We start from the raw sequence: 26,974 nt of genomic DNA, 5'->3' as shown, positions 1-26,974 counted from the left end.
TCATGGAAAACTCTGCACTGACCCCCGTTCTTCGCATTGCCCTCGTGGGCGACTACAACGCTGATGTGATTGCTCATCAGGCGATCCCGCTGGCGCTTGACGATGCCGCCGCGGTGCTGGAAGTGCCCGTTGAATATCGCTGGGTTGCCACGCGTGATGTGCACAGCGCCGATAGCCTCGCTGACTTTGATGGTATCTGGCTGGTGCCTGCCAGCCCGTACCAGAATACCGAAGGGGCATTAATCGCCGTACGCTACGCCCGCGAAAACAGCCTGCCGTTTCTCGGCACCTGCGGTGGGTTCCAGCACGCTATTCTGGAGTACGCGCGCAACGTGATGGGTTGGGAAGATGCGGCTCATGCGGAAACGGATACCGAAGGCCGGATGGTGATTGCGCCGCTGACCTGCTCACTGGTGGAAAAGAGCGACACCATTGAACTGCGTGCCAATACGCTGATTGCGCGCGCTTATGGCCGCGACAGCATCGAAGAGGGCTATCACTGCAACTACGGTATTTCCGCCGACTTCGCCGAGGCGCTGAAATCGCTGCCGCTGCGGGTAACCGGCTGGGACGATAATGGGGATATTCGCGCGGTGGAACTGGTGACGCATCCGTTCTTCGTGGCGACGCTGTTCCAGCACGAGCGTAACGCTCTGGCAGGACGTCCGGCGCCGCTGGTGCAGGCATTCCTGCACGCCGCCGCCCAGTAAAAAAAGTAGCCCGGACGAGGCGGTACGCCGACTCCGGGATTTCCCCGGCGTCGCTGCGCTCGGCCGGGCTACGTGTTATTCGACGTTAATCTCTCTGTCTCGTCCGGCAAGCCCGCCGAACACCGCCATCACCAGCGCAATGATCGCCACCGCCATCAACGAAAGATGCCATGCGCCGGTTGCATCGTGAATTTTCCCCATCAGCGGAGGCCCACAGGCGGCCAGCAGATACCCCACCGCCTGCGCCATCCCCGAAAGTGCCGCGGCCTGGTGCGCCGAGCTGGCGCGCAGCCCGATAAAAGTCAGGCCCAGAATCATTGTGGCACCAGAGCCAAAGCCAAAGATAACCGTCCAGAGCACCGCCTGTAAGGGAAAGAGCCAGTAGCCCAGCGCGCTGACGGCGCACATCAACGCTACGGTAATGGCGATCCCTCGTTGATCCTTCATCCGATGCAGGATCAGCGGCACCACAAAACCGGGGGCGGCGGTGGCGAGTTGCAGGAGGCCGTGCAGAGAACCGGCATGCGCTTCGCTGTAGCCCTGGCTAATCAGAATCGCCGGCAGCCAGCCAATAATCACGTAGTAGACCAGCGAGTTCAGACCCAGGAACAGCGTCACCTGCCAGGCCAGTGCCGAGCGCCAGATGCCGCGGTTATGCATGGCTCCGCTGCCGGAGATGGCCGTAGTTTTTGCAGCTCTCCACTGCGGCAGCCAGAACAGCAGCGCCAGTACCGGGAAGACCATCAGCATCAGCAGCGCGCCGCGCCAGCCAAAGCCGCTAAGCGCAATCGGCACCACCAGTGCAGAACCGAGTGCCGCCGCCGCGCCCATCGTCACCGAATACGCGCCGGTAAACTTCGCCACCTGCGAAGCAAAATCACGTTTGATTAACCCAGGCAGCAGCACGTTGCCCAGCGCAATTCCGCAGCCAATGATGGCGGTGCCAGTAAACATCAGCGTCACCGACGGCAGGGAGCGCACGGCAATTCCGGCGCAAATCAGCAGCATGGCGATAAACAGGCTGCGTTCCATACCGATGCGACGGGCAACCCCGGCGGCCAGCGGAGAGACGAGACCAAACGCCAGCAGCGGCAGGGTGGTTAACAGCCCGGTTTGTGCGGTGGTCAGGCCATATTCATCGCGAATGGCGTCGAGCAAAGGCGCGGCGCCGGTAAAGGTGACGCGCAGCGTCGAGGCAATCAATAAAATACCAATAATCAGCAGCCAGCGGCGGCTGGCAGACGTCGTAACTTCAGACATAGTCATCTCGACAAAAGAGTGGGAGCACTACAATACCCGCTTTAGCGGTTGTTGAAATCAAGCTAAAATGACAGATTATCGCTAAAATCGGACAAAATGATGCTGGGACTCGGATTAGGCGGCTATCACCCGGATAGCCATCAGGATGCCGCCGTGGCGTTTGGGATTCAAGTGGCACAAGGGGAGCAGTACATCCCCCTGCATCAGCACCGTAAAGGTCAGCTGATCCTCGCGCTACACGGCGCCATTACCTGCGAAGTGGAGAACGCTTTATGGATGGTGCCGCCGCAGTTTGCGGTGTGGGTTCCCGGCGAAGTGCCGCACAGCAACCGCGCCACGCCGCAGGCTGAACTGTGCTTTTTGTTTATTGAACCTGGCGCAGCGCAGATGCCGGCGCACTGCTGCACGCTGAAAATATCGCCGCTGGTGCGTGAGCTGATTCTGTCGCTGGCGCAACGGGATGAAGCGCAACGCCAGCAGCCGGAGACGCAGCGGTTGATTCAGGTGCTGTTCGATGAACTTCCGCAGCAGCCGGAGCAGCAACTACAGCTGCCGGTGTCTGCACACCCTAAAATTCGCCTGATGGTTGAGACCATGGAAGCCGAGCCTGCCCAGTGGCAGACGCTGGCACAATGGGCCCAGCACTTTGCCATGAGCGAGCGTAACCTCGCCCGACTGGTGGTGAAAGAGACCGGGTTGAATTTCCGTCGCTGGCGTCATCAGCTGCAGCTGATCCTTGCGCTGCAAATGCTGGTGCGCGGTCTGAATGTCCAGCAGGTGGCGCTATCGTTGGGCTATGACTCCACCACGGCGTTTATCACCATGTTCCGTAAAGGGCTTGGGCAGACGCCGGGACGCTATCTGGCGGCGCTGACTACGACTTCCCAATAAGCAGCGACACCAGGCCCGCCGCAATCAGCGGCCCCACCGGCACGCCGCGAAACAGCGCGACGCCCAGCACGGTGCCAATCAATAGCCCGGCCACCAGATGCGGCTGAGTGCCCATCAGCGTCACGCCGCGCCCACCGAGCCACGAGACAAATACGCCGACGCCGATAGCGACCAGCGATTTCCAGTTGGCGAAAGAGTGGATCAGCGTCGAGGCTGGCAGCGTGCCGCTGGCGATAGGGGCCATTACGCTGATGGTCAGAATGATAATCCCGATGCTGAGCCCCTGCTTCTCGACCCACGGGAAAAAGGTGCTGAGCGGGGTGACGCGAAGAATAATCAGAACCAGAATGGAGACGGCGACGGTGGTGTTGTGACTAATAAAGCCCAGCGCCGCCAGACCCAGAAGGATCAGTAGGGTGGTATCGATCATAAAACGGTAATCCTTGCCAGAAAGCGAAAAAGAGCGTGCATTATCGTCTCCCGGCGTCGCGGCGCTCGGCCGGGCTACTTGTAAGCCACTCTACTGTACGCAAGAAGCGGGGCGTAGACAGGTCTTTTTCAATCTTTGGCGAGGATTTCAGGCATTTGCCTGATTATTTAACCAATACCGTTATTAATGGGCTGCCTTCACGAATAAACAGCGGAATCGTCTCCGGTACTGAATCGAAACGATAGCGGTAAGCCGGATAAGGCGGTTACGCCGCTATCCGGCAATGGCTTGCTGTCAGGAGTGACGGCGGAAGGCAACCAGTTCCGGCTGGGCAATGCGCAGGTAATCTTCGGTATTGAGGATCACCGATTTTTCGAGGCTACCGGCGTTAAAGGCGATCTCTTCAAAGCGGTCAAACAGCAGCGGGTCGGCGATGAGACGCAAAGATGGATGGAAGCTGAACGGCGGGATGGCGCCAAACACGCAGGCGGTGAGGGCATCCACTTCTGCCGGGCTTGCCAGCGACGCTTTCAGGCCACCGATATGCTGCGCCAACTGCGCAAGGTCGGCCTGCTGGTCAGCAGCGAGGATCGCCAGCACGTGCTGGCTCACGCCGTTGCCTTTCACTTTGCACACCAGCGCTTTTGCTCCCTGGCCTAATGCGGTGCCGCGAATTTCAGAAACCGCTTCGCATTTACCGACCGCCTCGTGTGCCATCACGCGATAGCGGGCCTGATGGTGGTCGAGCAGGTTCAGCAGTTGTTGGTGAATATTGGCCGCGACGGGCTCAATCATGGTGTTCTCTCCTGTGTTCCGCCGAAAGCGTGCGGCTACGCTGTTTTTTATGCTGATAGAGGCGCTGGTCGGCGATTTTCATCGCCTCCTCAAGATTATCCCCCAGACGCATTTTATAGGCGCCCCAGGAGAAGCTGACGCGGTTTTCGGTATCGATAATCGCCAGCTGCTCCAGAATTCTGTCGGTAATCACCTTCGCTTCGGCCTCTTCGTAGTCGATGAGGATAATACAAAATTCATCGCCGCCCAGCCGAACGCCATAGTCGCTTTTACGGATGGTGGCGGAGATAGCCTGGGCCAGCATGATGATCGCTCGGTCGCCTTCATCGTGGCCCCAGGTATCGTTAATTTGCTTCAGCTTGACGCAATCGAGGGCGATGACCACAATCCCTACGCCCTGTTCTGTCAGGCGCTGCAGTCGCATGCTCTGCACCGATGAAAGAATTTTACGGTTGTATAGCCCGGTGAGGGAATCGCTGATGTTCTCTTTGCTGACCGTCCGGTAGAGACGGAAATGGGTGCGGACCAGCTGCAATAATGCGGCGGTAGAGGCCAGATAAAACAGGAACAGCTTCCACGAGCTTAACAGGAAGTACATCACGTCCAGCGACAGCTCTACGCGCATGTTCTCCGCCAGCGGCCGGGTGTAGTTCACGTAGCTCAGCAGGTGAGAGGCGCTGCGATGGATAACAATATGGGCGTCGTTGTCGGAATCAATAATTGAGATATCCAGATAGCGCCAGAAATGAGGACGGTCGCGGGTATAGAGAATATCGTGCAGATCCTGATGCGACAGATCGACCATCACGATCCCCTGCAGGTTTTCATGATGATAAAGTGGTGTTAAAAACGTTAAAATATTCTTATGAGTAAAGGTATCAATATAGATACTCGACACCACCGTACGCCCAAGGAATAAGTTTTCGAGGCTCGCTGGCGATATTCCTAGCCGGTCGCCGTAGAGAAAATTCCAGCTGGTTAACGTTGGGTCGTTAATAGTGACTTGTGAATTGAAATAGATATATTGATTCACGATATCAATATAATAGCGAAAACGTTTTTGCTGTCCTTCTTCATCGGGCAGCATCGGTTTCCAGACTTCATTATTCTCAATAGCGGAGTCAAACGCCTCTAAGGCTGGCAGACTCTTTACCCATGTTTCACAGGGCGTTCTTCCGGCGGTGAGCGACCCTTCCAGCAGCGAGTAGCTCTCGCCGTCAATGTTCAGACCGTTCACTTCACCACGATGCTGCACGCTGGCGCAGGCCCGCAAGGCGGCCTCTGGGGTAGGCCATTCATCCAGTTTCTGTGCAAACTGAGATATGATCAGCTGGTTTTGATACTTCTCATAGAGAAAGGCCGACTCCCCTTTATCGACGATATATCGCATATATTCGGACATATCCCGATGACTGGCGATTAATTCATATATCAGGAAGGAGGAGGTCAAAATGACAACGCCTGATGAAATGACAAATCGCAGTATTTTATTCTGCAGTTTCATGGTGAAATTAAATGTTCTTCCGTGTCAGCCGGAATTTTAACATGGGAGGCTCGCTATCTCTAGCGATGCATTAGCGATAGAAATGTTTTGCAAACATCAAGAAGGGGCTGTCTCCGAAGAGACAGCCGAATAACGTTATTTTTCACTGCCTTGTTTGTGGAACAGTTCGCGGAATACCGGGTAGATATCCTCCTGATCGCGAATATGCTGAATGGCAAAGTTATCAAACGTCTGCTGCAGATGCTCATATTCGCGCCACAGCGTCTGATGCGCCCGTCGGGTGATTTCGATATAGCTGTAGTAACGCACCACCGGCAGAATTTTCTTCGCCAGAATTTCATGACACAACGGGGAGTCGTCCGCCCAGTTATCGCCGTCCGACGCCTGCGCGGCGTAAATGTTCCACTGCGCCGGGTCGTAGCGGGCTTTCACCACTTCATCCATCAGCTTTAGCGCGCTCGAGACAATAGTGCCGCCGGTCTCCTGCGAATAGAAGAACTCGTGCTCGTCCACCTCTTTGGCCTGGGTATGGTGGCGGATATAGACCACTTCGACGTTTTTATAGGTCCGGCTCAGGAACAGATAGAGCAGGATGTAAAAGCGTTTGGCCATATCTTTGGTGGATTGGTCCATCGAGCCGGAGACATCCATCAGGCAGAACATCACCGCCTGGCTGGAAGGCTCAGGGCGTTTTTCGTAGTTTTTGTAGCGCAGGTCGAAGGTGTCGATAAACGGCACACGGTCGATTTTAGCCCGCAGCTCGGCAATCTCTTTACGTAAACGCTCTTCCTCCAGCAACTGCACCGGTTCGCTTTTGGCGACCTCATCCAGCGTGGCTTCCAGTGCGTGTAGCTCGCGACGTTTACCTGCCGTCATCGCCGTGCGGCGGGCGAGGGAGTTTTGCAGCGAACGAACAACGCTGATATTGGCAGGCACACCGTTGGCGGTGAAGCCCGCGCGGTGCGTTTTAAACTCGGTTAACTGACGCTGCTGGTTGCGTTTGAGATTCGGGAGCGCCAGATCTTCAAACAGCAGATCCAGATACTCATCTTTGGAGATCTGGAATACGAACTCATCCTGACCCTCGCCATCGGCGCTGGCCTGGCCCTGACCGCTACCGCCACCACCACCGCCGCCCTGTGGTCGTTCGATACGATCGTTTTGTACGAAGTGATCGTTACCGGGATGCACCCGATGCCGCAACCCTCCGCGCCCCTGATGGAACATCGGCTCGCTAATATCATCCGTCGGAATGGAGACAGATTCACCGCTGTCGATGTCGGTCACCGAACGTTTGTTGATGGCCTCGGAGATCGACTGTTTAATTTGCGCTTTATAACGGCGCAAGAAGCGCTGGCGGTTAACCGCACTCTTGTTTTTGCCGTTCAGACGCCGGTCAATGAACCAGGTCATAGCCCCTCCTGAACTGCTTTTTGCCAACTTACTGCGCCTGTAAGTGCCGGGTGACCCGGCCTACGGGACATTGTTGTAGACCCGGTAGCGCGAACGCTACCGGGTACAGCGTGGTTATGACGATTTACGCACGCGCAGATACCATTCACATAACAGGCGAACCTGCTTACGCGTATAGCCTTTCTCCATCATCCGATCGACAAAATCGTCGTGCTTTTTCTGCTCATCGGTGGAGGTCTTCGCGTTAAACGAAATCACCGGCAGAAGCTCTTCGGTATTGGAGAACATTTTCTTCTCAATAACCGTGCGCAGCTTCTCGTAGCTCGTCCAGTTCGGGTTGCGGCCGTTGTTGTTGGCGCGGGCGCGCAGCACAAAGTTGACTATCTCATTACGGAAGTCTTTCGGGTTGCTGATCCCGGCAGGCTTCTCGATTTTCTCCAGTTCAGCGTTCAGCGATTCACGGTCGAATAGCTGTCCGGTATCCGGGTCGCGATACTCCTGATCCTGAATCCAGAAATCGGCGTAGGTGACATAACGGTCGAAAATGTTCTGTCCGTATTCCGAGTAGGATTCGAGGTACGCCGTCTGGATCTCTTTACCGATAAACTCGGCGTATTTCGGGATCAGATAGCCTTTGAGGAACTCCAGGTAGCGCTCTGACTGCTCCTGTGGGAACTGCTCGCGTTCGATCTGCTGCTCCAGTACGTAGAACAGATGTACCGGGTTCGCCGCCACTTCGGCGTGGTCGAAGTTGAACACGCGAGACAGGATCTTAAAGGCGAAACGGGTTGAGAGACCGTTCATCCCTTCGTCCACGCCCGCGTAGTCGCGATACTCCTGGTAGGATTTCGCTTTCGGGTCGGTATCTTTCAGGCTCTCCCCGTCGTACACGCGCATTTTCGAGTAAATGCTGGAGTTTTCCGGTTCTTTCAGACGCGAAAGAATCGAGAAGCGTGACAGGGTTTCCAGCGTGCCCGGTGCACAAGGCGCATGGGTCAGTTCACTGTTGTTAAGAAGTTTTTCGTAAATCTTGATCTCTTCGGAAATGCGTAAGCAGTAAGGCACCTTGACGATGTACACACGGTCGAGGAACGCCTCGTTGTTTTTGTTATTACGGAAGGTAACCCACTCGGATTCGTTCGAGTGCGCCAGAATAATGCCGTTAAAGGGCAGGGCAGAGATCCCTTCGGTCCCGTTGTAGTTACCTTCCTGGGTAGCCGTCAGCAATGGATGCAGTACCTTGATAGGCGCTTTAAACATCTCGACGAACTCCATAATCCCCTGGTTGGCGCGGCACAGCGCACCGGAATAGCCGTAGGCATCCGGGTCGTTCTGCGCGTAGTGTTCCAGTTTACGGATATCAACTTTACCGACCAGCGCGGAGATATCCTGGTTGTTTTCATCGCCCGGTTCGGTCTTAGCAATCGCAATCTGTTCAAGGATCGACGGCCAGACTTTTACCACGCGGAATTTGGTGATATCGCCGCCGAATTCGTGCAGGCGCTTCGCCGCCCACGGCGACATAATGGTGCCCAAATAGCGGGTTGGCACGCCGTACTCTTTTTCCAGAATCTGCGCGTCTTCCTGCGGGTTAAACAGGCACAATGGGTGATCGTTAACCGGGCTGCGCTCGCCGTTGGCGCTCAGCACGTAAATTGGCACGCGCTGCATCAGCGCTTTAAGACGCTCTGCCAGCGAGGATTTACCACCGCCGACCGGGCCCAATAAGTAGAGGATTTGTTTCTTTTCTTCCAGTCCCTGGGCGGCATGTTTCAAATAGGAGACGATCTGTTCAATCGCTTCTTCCATGCCGTAGAATTCTTCGAACGCCGGATAGCGCCCGATGACTCGGTTCGAAAAGAGACGGGAAAGCCGCGGTTCCTGGGCAGTATCAACCATTACAGGCTCGCCGATAGCGGTTAATAGCCGTTCTGCTGCGTTAGCATAGGCACTGCGATCTTGCCGACAAATGGTAAGAAACTCCTGCAGTGTGAACTCTTCGTCCTTGGCAGCTTCATAGCGCTGGCGATAGTGATCGAATATATTCATGGCATGCCGTCCTTTCGTTTTTTAGCACAGGTTAAGAGCCGTTGGTATGAATAATGGGGGCTCCCGGAAGAGGTAAGCCGAACGACGCTCACTCCTTATCCAGCAACCCGTATGCCAGGTTGTCGGACGATTAACGGTAACGTGCGCTGCGATTACACCTTCTAAAATTAAGCGTAGATGGCATTTGCAAAACTTGCATGGCGAGAAAAACGATTTTCAATGACATATCAATAACTCATCAAAAAATACGGGCATTAATTCTTTTACTATTTTTTACGCTTTCATAGTGCTGTCACGTATTTGCAAGCGTGCTGCCATCTTTACGCGAGATAATGACCAGTCATATTCTGATATTACAGGTAAAAAATTTGTCGTCAGACGGTGTGAAAGGTAAACTTCAGCCCGCTGAAATGTTGAAAAAAGGAATGACAGATTGTGAATCGAATCAAACTTCTAGCTTTAGGGGTCCTGATTGCCACTTCTGCTACCGCAGTACAGGCGGAAAGTAAGCTGACTCTGGGTGCGGGTGTCGGGATTGTTGAGCATCCATATAAGCAGTACGACCATGATGTGTACCCTGTACCGGTTATCAACTATGAAGGGGATAACTTCTGGTTCCGTGGTCTGGGCGGCGGCTACTATCTTTGGAACGATGGCACCGATCAGCTCTCGCTCACGGCGTACTGGTCTCCGCTGTACTTCAAGCCGGGCGACAGCGACAACAGCCAACTGCGTAAACTTGATAAGCGTAAATCTACCGTGATGGCGGGTGTTTCCTGGATGCACCACACGCAGTACGGCTCTCTGCGTACCATGCTGTCTGGCGATACGCTGGATAACAGCAACGGGATTGTGTGGGATACCGCATGGGTCTATCGCTACACCAATGGCGGCCTGACGTTAACCCCAGGTATCGGCGTGCAGTGGAACAGCGAAAATCAGAACCAGTACTACTACGGCGTTTCGCACCACGAATCGGCGAAGAGCGGCCTGAGAAGCTACGATCCGAACAGCAGCTGGAACCCGTATCTGGAGCTGAGCGCTAATTATCGCTTTGCCGGCAGCTGGAGCGTCTACGGTACCGCGCGTTATACCCGTCTGTCCGATGAGATTACCGACAGTCCGATGATCGACAAGAGCTGGACCGGGTTACTCTCTACGGGTGTCACCTACACCTTCTAAATTATCCAAAATTTCAGGGTGATGAACCCCAACGCATTGCGCGTCGGGGTCGCACTACTTAAGGGCCTCATCGTGGTGCATCGCACCGTGGTGGGGCTTTTTTATTTAAAGACGTATTTCACCCCCATCATAATCGACGCATCGCTATAGCTGTGGTCGCCCACCTGCACGGCGGTACCGCCCCATAGATTCAGCGACGGGGAAATTTGCCCCTGCACGCCGAGCTTCAGCTGCGCAATGTTGGTTGCGCCTTCCTGACGAATCGACGTATTGCCCATGCGGATTTCAGCAAAATGGGTGTTGTGCAGCCAGTCGGCTTCAACGTACGGCTTGAACTCACGTCCCTTGCCGTCGTCCTGGCTACGATGACCGCGTAAATAGAGGCGCATCCCCAGACGAGACTGCAGGTTGCCTTTGCTAGTGTCTTTCACCTGCGTACCGTTTGCTTCGGTATGGTCGGGACTTTTTACCCCCATCCACGTGAGCTGAGCCTGCGGTTCAAGATAGATTGCCTGGCGTGGCTGCTCACGCAGCAGCATGTTATAGCCCGTTTCCACCGAGGCGGTGAAGCCGCGGCTGTTATAGGTTTCGCGCTGTAATTCGTCGCCGTTGACCCGGTTAGTAAACCAGTTGTAATTCACCCAGCTGTCGAGATACAGGCCCTGTCGGCTAACCGCGTTCTGATACCAGGTGCTGTACGCACCCACGCTATAGCCTGCCATATGGCTGCGAGAACGGTAGCCGGTCAGCGATGATGACGATAACCCGGAGACGTTGCCGTAACCAGCCATCAGCCCCGTGCCCCAGCGATCGTCGCCGTTGTGGCTGCCGTGCCAGAATTCGTTACCCATCTGGGCCACATAGCGGTTGGCGCGAGAGCGAATCTGCCCGTCTGCCGCGCGTGAACGGTTTTGTCCGCCTTCCTGGCGCAGCCAGAAGGTGCTTGCCAGGGCAGAGCGCTGCGCGTCCTGTTGCGTGTACTCCGTGGCCCCTTCACGATCGTCCAGCGCCAGGCTGAAGAGGGTATTGGCGGCGGCCAGGTTGACCAGATAACTCCCGGCCTCCGGGCGATACTGCGGTGTTACCGCACTGGTGTTGATTGAGGTCAGATACCAGTTCTGCCCTTTTTGCACCAGGCTGTAGTCCCAGGGGCCTGCAACCACACGGTTCGCCTGGACGAAAGCGCCTGCAGCGGATTGTCCGCCAACGCTAATCACCTCAATCCCCTGATTGGTCTGAGCGCCGAGGCCGCCCACGTTATTGACCGTGACGCGCGTGGTACCGGAGGTATCGCCTGCGATGCTCAGATGATCGGTTTGCGAAGTATCATCGCCAAGCACGGTATTGAGATTCAGCGTGCTATCGCTGCCGCCGCGGTAGTTACCGCTGACATCCAGCTTATTGCCCGCATGCAGCAGGCTGCGTGATAGCGTGGCGCTGCCGCTGTTGCTGAGATCACCATTAACCGTAAAGGTTGCGTCGGCTTCATCGCTCTCGGTGGGTGAACCCACGGTCAGTGAACTGCCATCCTCAAGGGTTGTGCTGCCGACGCTGCCGGTACCAGAGAGGGCGGTGGCGCTTTGCGCCGTTACCGTACTTTGGAGTGAACCAGCCACATCCATACTGCCTTCGGCAAGCGTGGTTTCACCGTCAAAGGTGCTGTCGCCGGTAAGCATCAGCGCACCAGAACCTTGTTTGGTGAAGTTCCCGCTGCCAGTGATGCCCTGATCTATGGTGGAGTGGTAACCCTGGGTATCCAACGTACCGCCAGCGCTACCGATAGCAACCGGGCGTGAGGCGTCCAGTGAGACGTTGTCGAGCAACTGAAGCGTACCGCCGTCGAAGGTCAGTGCGCTTCCGGCCTGGCCGAGGCTATCGGCTTTGGCAACCTGTAATACGCCGCCTTTCAGCGTCCAGGGCGTAACTGAATCGGTGCTGTTTTTCAATAGCCAGGTGCTGCCGTCCTCTTTGCTGAAATGGTCGAAGCCCTGATACTGGGCGCTGTCGCCAATACTCGCGGCATCAAACTCTGCGTTACGGTCACCGCCAAGGATCAGCGTATCATCGCCGTTACCTGCGCTCACGTCGCCCACCACGTTATAGCCGGCATGCAGGGCCAGCGAGTTGGTGCCAGAGGTAAACATCACGGCCTGGGAGCGGGTGGTGCCGTCCTGGCTCATCCCGCCCTGAAGCGTCCCGCTGTTGATGATGGTCATATCGCTACCGTACACGCCGATACCGCCCGCACCCGCGCTACCCGTGGCAGTACCCGCATTGCCGCCGCTACCGCCAGTAATGGTACCGGTGTTATCAAGCGTACCGCCGCCAGCCTCAATATGTACGCCGTCACCGCCGCTGCCGCCGTCAGCCTGACCACCGCCGCCGCCGCGATTCCCGGTTCCGCCGACAATCGTGCCGTCGTTAGTCACCGTACCGCCCGCGCCAATCAGCACGCCATTGCCCCCTTGACCGCCGACGCCACCGTTACCGGCGTTGCCGCCACCGCCGGTGCCGCCCATGCCGCCGTGAACCGTGGCGCTGGCAGCGTTGGTGACGGTACCCTGGCCGTGAATGGCCAGCCCGTTGCCGCCCTGACCGCCGGTTCCACCGTCGGCGTTGGTACCGTTCGCGTTGGCCCCCGCGCCGCCATCGCCGCCAGTGAATTCTCCTTTGTTCAGCACATCACCCGCGCCGGTAATGTTCACGGCGGTACCGCCAACACCGCCGACACCACCGCCGCCCGCAGAGTCATCGCCGCCTTTACCGCCCAGGACTTTCCCGGACGTTTCGTTAGTCACATTACCCTGCTGGGTAATATCAATCCCGGTGCCGCCAATGCCGGAGTCGCCGCCGCGGGAGGTTGTTAGGTTGCCGCTACCGCCGCCACGGTTGCCCGCGCCGCCGATCACGTTACCGAAGTTAGAGACCGTACCGCCGTTTTCCAGCGCGATACCGATGCCGCCGTTGCCGCCGTCACCGCCATCGCCGCCGCTGAGATTCAGGCCGCTGCTGTTGGAGTTACCGCCGCCGCCGGTCCCGGCATAGCCGCCGATCACCTCGCCACCCACCTGGTTGGTGATGGTGCCGCTCTTGACCACGGTGATCCCGCTGCCACCGTTGCCACCGATGGCACCATAGCCGACAACGCCGGTACCCTGTCCGGCCTCAACCGCGCCGCCGTTGCCGCCATTGCCGCCGATACCGCCCGTAATCTTGCCGTTATTGGTGATGGAACTGGTGTCGCTGAGCCATACGCCGTTACCGCCGTTGGCGGCTTTACCGCCTGTACCGCCTACGCCGGTGACCGTGGTGTTCTGCTGGCTGTTAGCGTTGGCCGCCAGACCACCGGTAGCGCCGTTACCACCGCTGATGGTGCCGCTATTCGTCACGTTGCCGCCCTGCGTTGCGGTAACGCCGTCACCACCTTTACCGCCTGCGCCGCCGCTGCCGGCATGGATAGTGATACCGTTGCTGGTTTTGTCGTTCGCGCTGGCGCTACCGGTATTTCCCCCGGTGCCGCCATTACCACCGTTTATTGTCCCGCTATTGTCGTAATTGCCGCTGGTGGTGAGCAGCACGCCGCTCCCTCCGCCGCCGCCATCACCGCCGTTGCCGCCGTTCCCCGCATCGGCAACGTCCGTGGTGTTGGAGCCGCCGTTACCGCCGCGTCCACCGTTGCCACCCTGAATGGTGCCATCGTTTTGTGTCGGTCCGGTGCCGTCCATTACGGCTCCAGCCGCACCGCCGCCACCGCCGCCGCCGGCAGCACCCGCACCGCTATTGGCGACGCGGTCAGGCTCCTGGTGAATCCCACCGTTACCGGCGGCGATCTGACTGCCACTCAGGTTGCCTGTTTCACCGCTTTGCCCATCACTGCTCGCCTGCCCACGCCCTCCAGAGCCGCCCGCGCCGCCGTGGCCACCGGCACCGGTCACTAAATCCATATCGCCACCCTGGCCGCCCTGAGCGCTGGCATCAGGCGTTGCGGCGCTGCCGTCTGCGCCATCGGCAGCATTTGCCCCGACAGGCGCCAGAGCATAAAGCGCAAGCCCCATGGTGAGAGCCAGGGTGCTACGCCGAAAAGGAAGCGTGTGAAAAACAGGCATGATTATCCTCGACAAAAAACAAAATAATGTTGTTAAGCGCTGCGGGGCTGACGGTGAATCAGACATGCAAACATCGAAATGCCGCACAGTAGATAAGGGAATGAAAGTGAGGTTTATCTGGATGAATATTGTGACTATTTAAAAATTACTAGTGTATTTTTGTTGTGGGATAAGAATATCACCTAATAATAATCCTATTTCAGAATGTTTCAGTCTGCTTGATCCAAGTGATGTTACCGGTAACTTTTTTGAATTAAATAAGTTCGTTGATGCGTGGTAGAAGAAAAGCGCCGGGCAATATGGTATTGCCCGGCGAGAGATAGGGGGAGGGGATTAACGTTTAACGACGCGAATGGTCTGGCTCAGGCGAGCCGGTTTTTCTTCGGTGGCTTTCTGCATTGCGCTGGCGCAGGCGGTTTCGACGCAGACGAAGGTTTTGTAACCATCATCCGGCATATCGGCCATGCTGACGGACAGCGCTGGGCCTGGGTTCCAGCCAACGACGTTGACGTGGTGGTGGTGGATGACGTCGATGGTACGGTTCAGAGAAGTATCGCTGATCACGCTGCATGCTTCCGGGTTCAGGTACACGCGGTCGGTACGATCCGGGAAGGTCTGAACGCCGTCGCTCAGTTCGCCAATTTCTGCGTTCTGCACTTTGTCGATATAACGGTCGCCGAGGCCGCTGACTTTCACTGCGTGAATATCGCCAACGTTGAAGTAGGTGTGCAGCGCAGTGGTGGTTTCGAACTCACCGTGCGCTTCCAGTTCCATCTCGCAGGTTTTACCCAGCTTGAAGCGAGCGAGCAGGGTGAACTCGTGCGGCCAGTATTGACGGGTTGCATCGCTGCTTTTCAGTTCGAAGGTCAGCACTACGCCGTTGTCGTCTTCGTTATGGGCTTTCAGCTCCCACGGCAGATTACGAGCAAAGCCGTGCGCCGGGAAACCTTGTTGAGCTGCTGGGCCAAACCATGGCCAGCAGATTGGTACGCCGCCGCGCAGCGCCACGCCGTCTTTGAACGGAGTGTTGTTGCTCAGCCACAGTACTTCTTCTTCGCCCGCTGGTTTCCAGGAGAGCAGGTGCGCGCCCTGGAAGGCAAGGGAGGCTTTCACTTTTGGGTGGTCTACAACGATAAGCTCCAGCTCATCAAGCTGACGACGGGAGAGGACAGGGGTAAGCTGTTCAATGACCGGGAGAGCGAAAATTGTGTTAATCATGATGCAATCCTTGGTGTTTTAAGATTTTTGGCCATAAAAAAAGGCGACCGAAGTCGCCTTTTTGGATCAGATTCTCATCTCAACTTATTTGGAGATGTGAGCGATCAGGTCCAGTACTTTGTTAGAGTAACCAGTTTCGTTGTCGTACCAGGAAACCAGTTTAACGAAGTTGTCGTTCAGAGCGATACCAGCTTTAGCATCGAATACGGAAGTGCAAACTTCACCGTTGAAATCGGTAGATACAACGTCGTCTTCGGTGTAACCCAGAACGCCTTTCATTGCGCCTTCGGAAGCAGCTTTGATTGCTTTCTTAATTTCTTCATAAGAAGCAGCTTTTTCCAGACGAACGGTCAGGTCAACTACGGATACGTTAGGGGTTGGAACGCGGAACGCCATACCAGTCAGTTTGCCATTCAGTTCTGGCAGTACTTTACCTACTGCTTTAGCAGCACCGGTAGAGGATGGGATGATGTTCTGAGCTGCGCCGCGGCCGCCGCGCCAGTCTTTGTGAGACGGGCCATCAACGGTTTTCTGAGTAGCGGTGGTCGCGTGAACAGTAGTCATCAGACCTTCGATGATGCCGAAGTTGTCGTTGATAACTTTAGCCAGCGGTGCCAGGCAGTTGGTGGTGCAGGATGCGTTAGAAACGATGTCCTGGCCTTCGTATTTGTCAAAGTTAGCGCCTTTAACAAACATAGGGGTGTTGTCTTTGGAAGGACCAGTCAGAACAACTTTTTTCGCGCCAGCAGCAATGTGCTTACGAGCGGTTTCGTCAGTCAGGAACAGACCAGTTGCTTCAGCAACAACGTCAACGCCTGCTTCGTTCCACTTCAGGTTAGCCGGATCACGCTCAGCGGTAACACGGATTTTTTTACCGTTAACGATCAGATGACCGTCTTTCACTTCAACGGTACCGTTGAAACGGCCGTGAGTGGAGTCATATTTCAGCATGTAAGCCATGTAGTCTGCGTCTAACAGATCGTTGATTGCAACGATCTCGATGTCAGAACGTTCCTGAGCAGCACGGAAAACAATGCGACCGATACGGCCAAAACCGTTGATACCTACTTTGATAGTCATATATTCCACCAGCTATTTGTTAGTGAATAAAAGGTTGCCTGTAAAATTACAAAAACCTTACGCAGCGTCAAGCGGAATCGTGTCAATCATTGCGACAAATCAATCCTCTGCCTAAGCTTTGGTCGACTGACGTGTCTCACTCTTCCTATGAGCTTGAAACCACATGAGGGCGGCGCCGGGGATTTTAAAGGGCGCAGAAGATAAAAATGTGATTTAAGTCACAATTACCCGGCTGCCTTTTCACGCCGATTAAGTTTAGAACAAAAGTTCAGGCTTCATTGTTAATGTTTTGTTAGAATCGTCTGGCGAATGTATTTTTCATAGTGAGATGTGAGCAAAATGGTGAAGAAACCCACCCCAGAAGAACTGAAAAATACCCTCAGTGAAATGCAGTTCTATGTCACCCAGAAACATGGCACAGAACCGCCGTTTACCGGGCGTTTACTGCACAACAAGCGCGATGGGATTTACCACTGCCTGGTGTGTGACGCGCCGTTATTTCATTCCCAAAGCAAGTTTGACTCCGGATGCGGCTGGCCGAGTTTTTATGAGCCGGTGAGCGATACGGCCATTCGCTATCTCAATGATTACTCCCACGGCATGCAACGTACTGAAATCCGATGTGGAAATTGCGATGCACACCTTGGGCACGTTTTCCCTGACGGTCCGCAGCCGACTGGCGAACGTTTTTGCGTCAACTCGGCGTCGCTGAGCTTCACGGATGACGAAAACGGCGATGCCACTAAGGGTTGAAGAAACGATTCAGCAAATTATTCCTGAAAAAAGGAGCGGGGCATGAGTATTGAGCAAATGATCGAGACGATGACGCCGGAAATTTACCAGCGTCTCGCCACTGCGGTGGAGCTGGGAAAATGGCCTGACGGCGTGGCGTTAACCGCGGAACAGAAAGAGAACTGTTTACAGCTGGTGATGCTCTGGCAGTCACGCAACAACCAAGATGCTCAGCATATGACCATCGATACCCAGGGCCAAATGGTGATGAAGAGCAAGCAGCAGTTGAAAGAGGACTTCGGCATTGCACCGAAGCCCATCGCTACCTTCAAACAGCATTAAGCCGCCGCCCACGGTTCAATCAGCCGCGCTTTGGCATACCAGAGCGCTTCTCTGACCGCCACGGGCCTGTTCAGCAGGCCCAGTGCGTAGAAGCGGTCAGCGATGGTCTGCTGCGCGCGTATTGCCTGCATATCCATCTCACGGGTCTGATGGCTACGTCGCGCCAGCGCGCAGGCCAGCGATCCGGTATCCAGCCCCAGCTCGCTAGCCAACAGCTGTGCCGCTTCATGACGATGACGGTCGATAAACCTGCCGGTTTTCACCAGCGCCGCCACGATCCCGGTGATGATCTCTTCGTTATGCTGCGCGTACTGACGACGGGTAATATAAAACTGATGGTTATTGACCCGTCCTTCACCGGTCGCCAGCACCCGTAGCGTGCCGCTGCGTTCCGCCGCGCTCAGTACCGGGTCCCACATCATCCACGCGTCTGCCGCCAGATAGTCGCTGGCGGTTAACGGATACTTTGGCGGCGCGTAGACCACTTTCACGTCGTCCAGCCCCAGCCCGGCCTCTTCCAGAATCTGTACCAGCAGCCAGTGCACGTTGGAACCTTTGTTCAGCGCAATGCGTTTGCCTTTGAGCTGCTCCGGCGAGCGGATATCGCTGTCATGCGGCACCACCATCGCGACGCTGCGTGGGGCAGGAGGCTCCCAGGCGACGTACAGCAGCGAGTTGTCTTTCGCCTGGGCGAATATCGGCGGCGCTTCGCCAGTGGTACCAAAATCTATCTCATCATTACCCAGCGCCTGAAGTAGCTGCGGGCCCGCGGGATATTCGCTCCACAGTACATTCACCCCTAAATCAGCAAACGACTGTTCCAGCAGCTGACGCGCCTTCAGCACGCCAAGATTGCCAAAGCGCTGGTAGCCAATACGCAACTCGCGTTCGCGCGGTGCAGGCGGCGGTAGCTCACCGGGTTTACGCCGCTGCTTAATCACCCCCAGATGCGCCAACTGTGTACGCAGCGTGTGACGGCTCATGCCGAGCAGCGAAGCCGCCTGGCTTTGGTTGTTATCACTTTGACTCATGGCGGTGTGGATCATCGCCCGCAGCATACGGTCGTACAGCGCGCCGCTGTGCGCCTGAAGCTGACGGTGCATAAAGGCCGTCAGCTCATCGCTCTCTTCCTGCGCCGGCTGGGGGGATGACATGGCTGACGTAAGCCGCAGATGTTCCGGCAGTAGCCATAAATCGGGGTTCAGCAATACCGCATTATGCAGCGTATTTTCCAGCTCGCGGATATTACCCGGCCAGGGATAGTCCAGCATCATTGCCAGCGTTTCCTGGGCAATTTTCTGCTCGGTGCGCCCGAGTCGACGGGCATAGAGCTGGATAAAGTGATCGGCCAGCACCGGGATATCCTGTTTTCGCTGACGCAGCGGCGGTAGGTTAACGGCGGCGATGTTCAGGCGATAAAAGAGATCCTCACGAAAGCGCCGTTCCTGAATGGCGCGCTGAAGATCGACGTGCGTCGCCGCAATTACCCGGACGTTGATACGAACGGGCTTATGCGATCCGACGCGGGTAATTTCCCGTTCCTGAAGGACGCGCAGTAGCTTGACCTGTAGCGCCGGGCTCAGCTCGCCAATTTCATCGAGCAGCAGGGTGCCGCCCTCTGCCGCCTCAAACCAGCCTTGATGGCGGTGCGTCGCGCCACTGAACGCGCCTTTTTCATGACCGAACAGTTCTGACTCCGCCAGCGACTCGGTTAACGCCCCGCAGTTCACCGCCAGAAACGGTGCGTTGGCGCGCGGGCTATGCCGATGCAGATAGCGCGCCACCACCTCTTTACCGGTGCCGGTTTCGCCGATGATAAGTACCGTGGCGTCGGTTGGGGCGAGCCGATTGAGCACCTTCTGAAAGGCCTGTGAAGCGGGGTCAACCAGCTCCGGGCCTGATGATGTGAGTTCTGCGTTGAGCATGGTGAGTCTCCAGCTAATTCCTGTCTGGACGGTATCTTCTGCGCGCTGAATTTGCCAGAGGGGGGAAGGCGGGATTTGTCGCCATTGCAGCAATTTTTGCCGATGCGGTGTTGCATTTGCAACAGCCTTGTCGTGAAAGCGAATTTTATAACTCAATGAATTAAAACATTATTTTCTCTTTAAAAAACTGGCACGCATTTCGCTAATCTCTTTATAACTGACTTAAATAACCGCTTCTATAAATACCAAATATAGTTATAAAGGAAATGGATAATGACCGTACAAGCCGCTGAGAACATCAATATCTTCTGGTTCCTACCAACCCACGGCGATGGGCGCTATCTGGGCACCACCGAAGGGGGGCGCCCGGTGGATCTTCCCTATCTGCAGCAGGTGGCGCTGGCCGCCGACAGCCTCGGCTACTACGGCGTGCTGATCCCGACCGGTAAAAGCTGCGAAGATTCCTGGCTGGTGGCGGCGGCGTTAGCGCCCATCACCCGAAATTTACGCTATCTGGTGGCCGTTCGCCCTGGATTGCAGCGGCCGACGCTGGCAGCGCGGATGGCGGCTACCCTCGACCGTCTTTCCGAAGGGCGTTTGCTGATAAACGTCGTTACCGGCGGCGATCCGGTGGAAAACAAAGGCGATGGCATCTTCTTGAGCCACAGCGAGCGCTATGAAGTAACCCACGAATTTCTGGACGTCTACCGCCGCCTATTGGCTGGAGAAAAAGTGGACTATCACGGTGAGCATATTCAGGTCGAGGGGGCGGAAGTGCTGTTCCCGACGGTGCAGCGCAACGGGCCGCCGCTCTACTTTGGCGGTTCATCGGCGCAGGCCATTGAGGTGGCGGCCGATCATATTGACGCCTATCTCACCTGGGGAGAACCACCTGCACAGGTAGCGGAAAAGCTAGCGGTGGTGAAAGCGCGCGCTGAAGAGAAGGGACGCACGCTGGAGTATGGCATCCGCCTGCACGTGATTGTGCGGGAAACGGAAGAAGAGGCCTGGGCCGCCGCCGACAAACTGATTGCGCACCTGGATGATGAGACTATCGCGCAGGCGCAGCAGATTTTCTCTCGTATGGACTCCACCGGTCAGGCGCGCATGAGCGCCCTGCATAACGGTAACCGCGACAACCTGCGTATTGCGCCAAACCTCTGGGCGGGCGTCGGGCTGGTGCGCGGCGGCGCTGGCACCGCGCTGGTGGGCAGTCCACAGCAGGTTGCAGAGCGTATCCGTGAGTATCAGGCGCTGGGCATCACCAACTTTATCTTCTCTGGGTACCCGCATCTGGAAGAGGCGCACCGTTTTGCGGAGCTGGTCATGCCGCTGTTGCCGACCAGCACCCAGCCGCGCTCGGCGAAGGGGCAGCTCAACACCGGGCCGTTTGGTGAAACCATCGGCGGGGCGAAACGTCCGGTCAAACAGGTCAGCGCGAGCTGAAGGGGCGACACTATGCAGCAACGGATGAGTGAACCCCATGTGGTGATTGTCGGGGGCGGGTTTAGCGGTACGGCAGTTGCCATCCACCTGCTGCGCGAAGCGGCACGCCCGCTGCGGATCAGCATTATCGAACCTCGTCATGCCCTGGGACTGGGCGTGGCCTATTCGGCTACCGACCCGGCGCACCGGATTAACGTCCCCGCCGCGCGAATGCAGCTCGCCGGGGATGACGACGGCGCCTTTGACCGCTGGTATCGCCGTTACGGCGACTTTCCACAGGACCCGCAGGCATTGCTTGCGGACGGCAGCGTCTATCCGCAACGCGGTGCGTTTGGACGTTATCTTCAGGTCACACTGACGACTGAAGCCCGCGCGCATCGTGGTTGTGTGGTGCATCTACAGGACCGCGCCGTTGGCTGGCAGGACGGTCGGGTGGTGACGGAAAAAGGCGAGCGGCTTCAGCCCGATAGCCTGGTGCTGGCGATTAGCCATCCGCCGCCGCAGCTACCGGGAGCCGTTTGCGAACTGGCGGCTCACCCACGGCTGATCGCGAACCCATGGCAGAGCGGCGCGCTCGCGGCGATCCCCGCCAGCGCACGGGTCGCCATTATGGGCACCGCGCTGAGCATGGGGGACGTGGTGGCCTCGCTGGAACGGCTTGGACATCAGGGCGAGATCATCGCCTTTTCGCGTCACGGTCTGCTCTCACGGCCTAATGCACCCATCAATTTACCCAAGTGGACGGCGGATTATCTGGCGGGCACGCTGCGCCAGCGGTTGGCGCGCATCCGCCAGGATATTCGCCGCGCGGCAGAGCAAGGGCTGCCCTGGCAAGTGGTGCTGGACACGGTGCGCAGTCAGGGGCAGGCCATCTGGCAGCAGATGAGCGAGACGGAGAAGCGGCAGTTTTTACGTCATCTACGGCGCTTTTGGGATGTGCATCGCTACCGCATTGCGCCGCAGGTATCACAGGCGATTGCCGCGCGCCAGCGTGCGGGGCTGCTGCGCGTACAGGCTGCCCGCTTAAATGCTGTGACGGCGGAAGGCGACGCGCTACGTCTGCAGTTGCAGCCACGCGGCGGTCAGCCTCAGTCCGAAACGGTGGACTATCTGGTGCTGACCACCGGGCCTGCGCATAGCCAATTGATTAGCAGTCAGCCCTTTTTCCGGGCGCTTGAACTGGCCGGGATGATTCGTGCCGACGCGCTGGGTATGGGCATTGAGGTGGATGCGCAGTCGCAGCCGGTGGGCAGCACATTACCCATCTGGGTCGCCGGTCCGGCGGCGCGAGGGCGCTTTGGCGAACTGATGGGTCTACCGCAGGTAGCGGATCACGCCCAGCAGGTCGCGCAGTCGGTGCTGGAACGGCTCGACTGTCGCCAGCTCGCGTTATCGTAACTTTACCAACTCTATTTTTGCGCCGGGGCATGACCGGGCGTAAGGGGAAAACGCTATGTCATCACAACGTGAAATTCGTCTGAACGCTTTTGATATGAACTGTGTCGGCCACCAATCGCCGGGGCTATGGGCCCATCCGCGTGACCGCTCCTGGCAGTATAAGGATCTCGATTATTGGGTCGATCTGGCGCGCCTGCTGGAGCGAGGTAAGTTCGACGGCCTGTTTATTGCCGACGTGCTGGGGGTTTACGACGTCTACAACGGCAACGGTGATGCAGCCATTCGCCAGGCGGCGCAGGTGCCGGTGAACGACCCGCTGGCGCTGGTGACGCCAATGGCGCTGGTCACCGAACATCTGGGTTTTGGCCTGACGGCATCGCTGTCGTTTGAGCACCCGTATCCGTTTGCCCGCCGCCTGTCGACGCTGGATCATCTAACCAAAGGGCGCGTGGGCTGGAACATTGTCACCTCCTATCTGGAGAGCGGGGCGCGCAATATCGGCCAGCAGGCGCAGACGGCGCATGATGCCCGCTACGACTACGCGGATGAATATCTGGAGGTTATCTACAAGCTGCTGGAAGGCAGTTGGGAAGAGGGGGCGATTCTGCGTGACCGCGAGCGACGAATCTTCAGCGACCCGAACAAGATTCATGCGATTAACCACCATGGGAAGTTTTTCGACGTACCGGGCTACCATCTGTGCGAACCCTCGCCGCAGCGTACGCCGGTGCTTTATCAGGCGGGGGCTTCCAGCCGTGGTAAACAGTTTGCTGCCAGCCACGCCGAGTGCGTTTTTGTTGCCTCGCCGTCGAAAAGCGCGCTGAAGCGGACGGTAGCGGATATTCGCCGTCGCGCCGAAGAGGCCGGGCGCGACCCGCGCAGCATTCTGATCTTCAATATGCAAACGGTAATCGTGGGTGAAACCGACAAAGCGGCGCAGGCCAAGTGGCAGGAGTATAAAAACTGGACCAGCTACGAAGGCGCGCTGGCGCTCATTTCCGGCTGGACGGGGATTGATTTTGGCCAGTATCAGCCGGATGAGGTCTTTACCTATGCGAAAACCAACGCCATTCAATCGGTGGTGGACACCTTCTCAACCGCTGACCCAGAGCGTCAGTGGTCGGTGAAGGCGATGGCGGATTGGGTAGGCATTGGCGGCTTTGGCCCGCTGATGGTGGGTAGCGCCCAGACGGTGGCGGACGAACTGCAATCGTGGGTGGAAGAGACGGACGTGGACGGTTTTAACCTGGCCTACGCGGTGACCCATGAAACGTTCACTGATGTTGTGGAGCTCTTAATTCCAGAGCTGCAAAAGCGCGGGGTTTACAAGCAGGAGTATAGCCAGGGCACGCTGCGTGAGAAGCTGTTCGGCGGCAGCGCCCGGTTGCAGGCGCCGCATCCGGGAGCCGGTTACCGTATTCATGAACAAAGCGGGATTTTAACGCCGGTGTGATACCTAAAATCCGTAGCCCGGCCAAGCGAAGCGCCGCCGGGATGGCTCGATGTTTCATCTGGCACCGAGCCACCCCCGGAGTCGGCGGAACGCCTCGTCCGGGCTACTTGTTTAGTGTTTGATCCCCAACGACTCGGCCAGTTGCTTCGCCAACTGGTTGTTGTCATCCGCGCCGTACTCCCAGAACATCGCGCCAGCCAGCCCTTTGCTCTTAATGTACTCGGCCTTGATGCTCACCGAACGTGGGTTCTCATAGGAGAGCGCGAACAGCGGTTTGCCGTCCGTTGACTGCACCGACAGCCATGGCACCTTCGCCTGGTCATCCCAGTGCTCGGTAAAGCGTTTTTGCGGGTCGTTCAGCAGTTTGCTGACAATATCGTTGTACTTCACGTAGGTATCTTTGCTGAGGTCTACGCCCAGCGATTTAAACAGATCCACCTCGTGCGGCCCAAAGTAAGGCTGGGTCACCGGGTTTTTCTGTGCATCCGGCTTGCTCCAGTCAATGCCCGGCTCAACCGTACGTTTTGGCACCCGGCCATAGAAACCGATGCCGAGGTTCATCTGGCTTGGCTTCAGACCGGCAGCCAGATAGTTATTCACCACGAAGTCGGCGCTGTACTTATCCGCCGCAGCTACCGTTGGCCACTGGGTCGAATCATAAAGGTTGGAGTTGAAATACTGAGTACCGTACGCCATGTCGTAGGTCATCAGGTTGATGTAATCGAGCAGTGGCGCAATGGCTTTCACGTCCACCCAGCTTTTCGGGCTTTCCGCATTGGCGCCTACGGCAATGGTCACCAGCTTTTTATGGCCAAACGTATCGCGCAGTTCTTTAAGCAGCGTCGTGAAGTTATCCCGGTCCGCCGGTTGGCTGGCGACCAGACCCCATGCGCCGTTGACCGGGTATTCCCAGTCAAGGTCGATACCATCCAAACCATATTTCGCCACCACATCCTGCACCGAGCGGACAAATACCGCCCGGGATTCTGGCGTGGCCGCCGCGCCGGAGAAGCCGCGAGCCCCCCAGCCGCCGACGGACAGCAGCACTTTCAGATCGGGGTTCTGTTTGCGCAACGTAGGGATCTTTTCTAAATCGGCCTGCACTTTCGGCGAGAGCCAGATTTGGTGCAGTTTGGTTGGGTCTTTTAACGCGTCGTTGGTTTCGTCTTTCTCGTCGTTGTAGATAAGGCCGAACGAATAGTTCAGGTGGGTAATCTGGCGAACGTCGAGCTTATCGATGTCGCCGCCGGGCCCCGCCGTCACGTCACCGCCACCGTTGAAGTAGCCGACGGACATCAAGGAATTCGCGGAAACAACCGAGGCGCAGAGCAGGGGTAATGCTGCCAGCAAAGGCAAAAGTTTCATAAACGGTCCTCTTTGACATTAAAAAAGCAAACACGCCACGGAAATGGCGTGGCGAAAAAACAGCCGTTCGAACATATCACTGCCGCTGGGTTAAATCTGCGAGATGGTTCACGAGGGGAGAAGACGATTTACGTCAGGGAATATTGTAAATGGATGGATGATTTTTTATACTTTGTGTACGGATTTATTCCGTACAAGGTAAATTTTCTGGAGTCATCATGCCTGCACTGAAAAAACAACGAATCGATCTTCGACTAAACGATGACGATAAAAGGATCATTGAAGAGGCAGCTGCCATGAGTAATCAGACTATCACGCAGTTTGTCGTGGAGAGCGCTTCAGGACGAGCGGCTGAAATTATTGAACAGCATCGACGTCAAGTGCTGAACGAAGCATCCTGGAACCGTGTTATGGATGCCATTGCACAACCGGTGATCCCTGATGAGAGGCTGCAGCGAGCGGTTAAACGTCTGCGCAATATGGAATAGAGGATGGGATTATGGATAATCTGACCATCGAGATGTTTTCTGAAGGCAGGGAATATGACTTCTCTGAATTTGATTGCGGAGAAGAGTCGCTTAATCTCTTTCTTGTAGAGCATCTTGCTCGTCAGCATCGTGGGCGTATTCTGCGTGGTTATTTACTCATCACGCGCGATCCAATCCCGAGGGTCCTAGGGTACTACACGTTATCCGGTAGCAGCTTCGAGAAAGAGACGCTGCCTTCTAAAAACCAACGGCGTAAAGTACCTTATACCAATGTACCTAGCGTGACATTGGGCCGCCTGGCGGTGCATAAAACGTTACAGGGAAACGCGTGGGGAACGATGATGGTCGCACATGCGATGAGGGTTGTGCATAGTGCTTCGCAAGCTGTGGGCGTACATGGTCTGTTTGTCGATGCGTTGAACGACAACGCGAAATCATTTTATCTGACATTGGGGTTTATAGCGTTGGTGGGCGAGAACGCAAATTCTTTGTTCTATCCCACCAAATCTATTGAGGCGTTGTTTGAGCAAAAATAATGCCTTTCAGCCCTGAATTTCCAGCCAGTCATCCAGCGTATACAGCGTTGCTCCCTCGACCGCCATCTCCATAAACGCATTGGCGCTGTCCTGCGGCTGAATATTGACGCCCCGGCAGCCGTCGGTGATAACGTTGACCGTATAGCCAAGCTGTAATGCATCCAGCACGGTGAACTTCACGCAATAATCGGTTGCCAGCCCCAACACCACAAGCTCGTCGATACCGCGCTCACGCAGCCATGCGTCGAGACCGGTTTTCTGGCGATGGCCGTTGTCGAAAAAGGCGCTGTAGCTGTCGATATTGACGCTTTCACCTTTGTGGAACACGGCATCGATCTCCTGAGCCGTCAACAGCGGATGCAGCGCCGCGCCGTCGCTGTGCTGCACGCAGTGATCCGGCCAGAAGGTCTGCGGAAGGCCATCGAGCGTGCCCTGGCTGTAGACGGCTACCGCGTGCTGGCTGGCAAAGCTGCCGTGGTTGGCGGGGTGCCAGTCCTGGCTTGCGACGACCACATCACCGCGAATCTTCGCGGCGCGGATGAGCAGATTTGCCACGTCGACGGTGCTGTCACCGTCGGCGACGGCAAGTGCCCCACCGGCGCAGAAATCATTTTGTAAATCGACCAATAACAGTGCACGTTGCGTCATCTC

22 protein-coding genes are annotated in these 26,974 nt (G+C 56.6%); 10 read left to right on the top strand and 12 right to left on the bottom strand.

The window, feature by feature from the left end; all coding sequences use genetic code 11:
- The first annotated feature begins 17 nt into the window (after window positions 1–17).
- Complete coding sequence (locus tag FHC49_RS19185) at window positions 18–710, top strand: CTP synthase (RefSeq protein WP_185666350.1); 693 nt, start codon at window positions 18–20, stop codon at window positions 708–710.
- Between the two features lie 75 nt (window positions 711–785).
- Here FHC49_RS19185 and FHC49_RS19180 read toward each other — a convergent pair whose 3' ends face one another.
- Entirely contained in the window at window positions 786–1,970 is a 1,185-nt protein-coding gene (locus FHC49_RS19180) for a CynX/NimT family MFS transporter (protein ID WP_220440607.1), read from the bottom strand.
- 99 nt (window positions 1,971–2,069) lie between these two features.
- Between FHC49_RS19180 and FHC49_RS19175 the strand changes: the two genes are divergently transcribed.
- A complete protein-coding gene (locus FHC49_RS19175) occupies window positions 2,070–2,861 on the top strand; it encodes a helix-turn-helix transcriptional regulator (RefSeq protein WP_305067778.1) in 792 nt (263 codons plus the stop codon).
- Here FHC49_RS19175 and FHC49_RS19170 read toward each other — a convergent pair.
- The 5 genes from FHC49_RS19170 to yeaG all read right to left on the bottom strand — a co-directional run bounded on the left by FHC49_RS19170 (window position 2,845) and on the right by yeaG (window position 9,052).
- Window positions 2,845–3,291: a DUF441 domain-containing protein gene (locus FHC49_RS19170; protein ID WP_185665957.1), complete on the bottom strand. Its 447-nt coding sequence runs from the start codon at window positions 3,289–3,291 to the stop codon at window positions 2,845–2,847. The two genes, FHC49_RS19175 and FHC49_RS19170, sit on opposite strands and share 17 nt — an antisense overlap.
- 294 nt (window positions 3,292–3,585) lie before the next feature.
- The gene (locus FHC49_RS19165) at window positions 3,586–4,086 is read right to left on the bottom strand and encodes a YbaK/prolyl-tRNA synthetase associated domain-containing protein (RefSeq protein WP_185665958.1); all 501 of its coding nucleotides are present in this window, start codon (window positions 4,084–4,086) and stop codon (window positions 3,586–3,588) included.
- A complete protein-coding gene (gene dgcJ, locus FHC49_RS19160; protein ID WP_220440606.1) occupies window positions 4,079–5,590 on the bottom strand; it encodes a diguanylate cyclase DgcJ in 1,512 nt (503 codons plus the stop codon). The genes FHC49_RS19165 and dgcJ overlap by 8 nt, the downstream gene beginning before the upstream one ends.
- Before the next feature lie 135 nt (window positions 5,591–5,725).
- Window positions 5,726–7,003 carry a YeaH/YhbH family protein gene (locus FHC49_RS19155; protein ID WP_185665960.1) on the bottom strand — a complete coding sequence of 426 codons (1,278 nt, stop codon included), beginning with the start codon at window positions 7,001–7,003 and terminating at the stop codon, window positions 5,726–5,728.
- Window positions 7,004–7,117: 114 nt separating this feature from the next.
- Window positions 7,118–9,052 (bottom strand): protein kinase YeaG, encoded by a 1,935-nt coding sequence (gene yeaG / locus FHC49_RS19150; protein WP_035894607.1) that lies wholly within the window; start codon window positions 9,050–9,052, stop codon window positions 7,118–7,120.
- A gap of 435 nt (window positions 9,053–9,487) precedes the next feature.
- Between yeaG and FHC49_RS19145 the strand changes: the two genes are divergently transcribed.
- Complete coding sequence (locus FHC49_RS19145) at window positions 9,488–10,234, top strand: MipA/OmpV family protein (RefSeq protein ID WP_185665961.1); 747 nt, start codon at window positions 9,488–9,490, stop codon at window positions 10,232–10,234.
- A 101-nt stretch (window positions 10,235–10,335) separates the two neighbouring features.
- Here the strand turns inward: FHC49_RS19145 and FHC49_RS24530 are convergent, their stop codons facing one another.
- The 3 genes from FHC49_RS24530 to gapA form a co-directional block, all read right to left on the bottom strand.
- Complete coding sequence (locus FHC49_RS24530; protein WP_305067777.1) at window positions 10,336–14,340, bottom strand: autotransporter outer membrane beta-barrel domain-containing protein; 4,005 nt, start codon at window positions 14,338–14,340, stop codon at window positions 10,336–10,338.
- Between the two features lie 333 nt (window positions 14,341–14,673).
- On the bottom strand, window positions 14,674–15,558 hold the full coding sequence (locus FHC49_RS19130) for a D-hexose-6-phosphate mutarotase (RefSeq protein ID WP_220440605.1): 885 nt from the start codon (window positions 15,556–15,558) through the stop codon (window positions 14,674–14,676).
- Between the two features lie 84 nt (window positions 15,559–15,642).
- Window positions 15,643–16,638: a glyceraldehyde-3-phosphate dehydrogenase gene (gene gapA, locus FHC49_RS19125; protein ID WP_035894601.1), complete on the bottom strand. Its 996-nt coding sequence runs from the start codon at window positions 16,636–16,638 to the stop codon at window positions 15,643–15,645.
- A 339-nt stretch (window positions 16,639–16,977) separates the two neighbouring features.
- Here gapA and msrB point away from each other — a divergent pair, with 339 nt between their 5' ends.
- Together msrB and FHC49_RS19115 are read left to right on the top strand one after the other, a co-directional pair.
- Complete coding sequence (msrB, locus tag FHC49_RS19120; protein WP_220440604.1) at window positions 16,978–17,391, top strand: peptide-methionine (R)-S-oxide reductase MsrB; 414 nt, start codon at window positions 16,978–16,980, stop codon at window positions 17,389–17,391.
- A 42-nt stretch (window positions 17,392–17,433) separates the two neighbouring features.
- Window positions 17,434–17,712, top strand: coding sequence for a YeaC family protein (locus FHC49_RS19115; protein WP_185665965.1), 279 nt, complete (start codon window positions 17,434–17,436; stop codon window positions 17,710–17,712).
- Here the strand turns inward: FHC49_RS19115 and FHC49_RS19110 are convergent.
- Window positions 17,709–19,637, bottom strand: a complete 1,929-nt coding sequence (locus tag FHC49_RS19110) for a sigma-54-dependent Fis family transcriptional regulator (protein WP_220440603.1) — start codon at window positions 19,635–19,637, stop codon at window positions 17,709–17,711. The two genes, FHC49_RS19115 and FHC49_RS19110, sit on opposite strands and share 4 nt — an antisense overlap.
- A gap of 273 nt (window positions 19,638–19,910) precedes the next feature.
- Here FHC49_RS19110 and ssuD point away from each other — a divergent pair, with 273 nt between their 5' ends.
- From ssuD to FHC49_RS19095, 3 genes are read left to right on the top strand one after another with little or no spacing between them, the layout of a single operon-like run.
- Window positions 19,911–21,083, top strand: a complete 1,173-nt coding sequence (gene ssuD / locus FHC49_RS19105) for an FMNH2-dependent alkanesulfonate monooxygenase (RefSeq protein WP_220440602.1) — start codon at window positions 19,911–19,913, stop codon at window positions 21,081–21,083.
- Between the two features lie 24 nt (window positions 21,084–21,107).
- Entirely contained in the window at window positions 21,108–22,481 is a 1,374-nt protein-coding gene (locus tag FHC49_RS19100) for an FAD/NAD(P)-binding protein (protein WP_220440601.1), read from the top strand.
- 55 nt (window positions 22,482–22,536) lie between these two features.
- Window positions 22,537–23,934 carry an LLM class flavin-dependent oxidoreductase gene (locus tag FHC49_RS19095; RefSeq protein WP_220440600.1) on the top strand — a complete coding sequence of 466 codons (1,398 nt, stop codon included), beginning with the start codon at window positions 22,537–22,539 and terminating at the stop codon, window positions 23,932–23,934.
- A gap of 111 nt (window positions 23,935–24,045) precedes the next feature.
- Here the strand turns inward: FHC49_RS19095 and FHC49_RS19090 are convergent, their stop codons facing one another.
- The gene (locus FHC49_RS19090) at window positions 24,046–25,299 is read right to left on the bottom strand and encodes a glycoside hydrolase family 18 protein (protein WP_185665968.1); all 1,254 of its coding nucleotides are present in this window, start codon (window positions 25,297–25,299) and stop codon (window positions 24,046–24,048) included.
- A gap of 218 nt (window positions 25,300–25,517) precedes the next feature.
- Here FHC49_RS19090 and FHC49_RS19085 point away from each other — a divergent pair, with 218 nt between their 5' ends.
- A complete protein-coding gene (locus FHC49_RS19085) occupies window positions 25,518–25,787 on the top strand; it encodes a DUF1778 domain-containing protein (RefSeq protein WP_185665969.1) in 270 nt (89 codons plus the stop codon).
- A gap of 11 nt (window positions 25,788–25,798) precedes the next feature.
- Entirely contained in the window at window positions 25,799–26,323 is a 525-nt protein-coding gene (locus FHC49_RS19080) for a GNAT family N-acetyltransferase (RefSeq protein ID WP_185665970.1), read from the top strand.
- Window positions 26,324–26,329: 6 nt separating this feature from the next.
- On the opposite strand, the gene pncA is transcribed toward FHC49_RS19080, so the two are convergent.
- Complete coding sequence (gene pncA, locus FHC49_RS19075) at window positions 26,330–26,971, bottom strand: bifunctional nicotinamidase/pyrazinamidase (RefSeq protein ID WP_185665971.1); 642 nt, start codon at window positions 26,969–26,971, stop codon at window positions 26,330–26,332.
- Between the last annotated feature and the right edge of the window lie 3 nt (window positions 26,972–26,974).

Source organism: Kluyvera sp. EC_51 (genome assembly GCF_019584505.1).
Classification (GTDB): Bacteria; Pseudomonadota; Gammaproteobacteria; order Enterobacterales; family Enterobacteriaceae; genus Kluyvera; species Kluyvera sichuanensis.
Note: the sequence above shows the minus strand (reverse complement) of the source record. Positions and strands in the feature narration are given on the sequence as shown.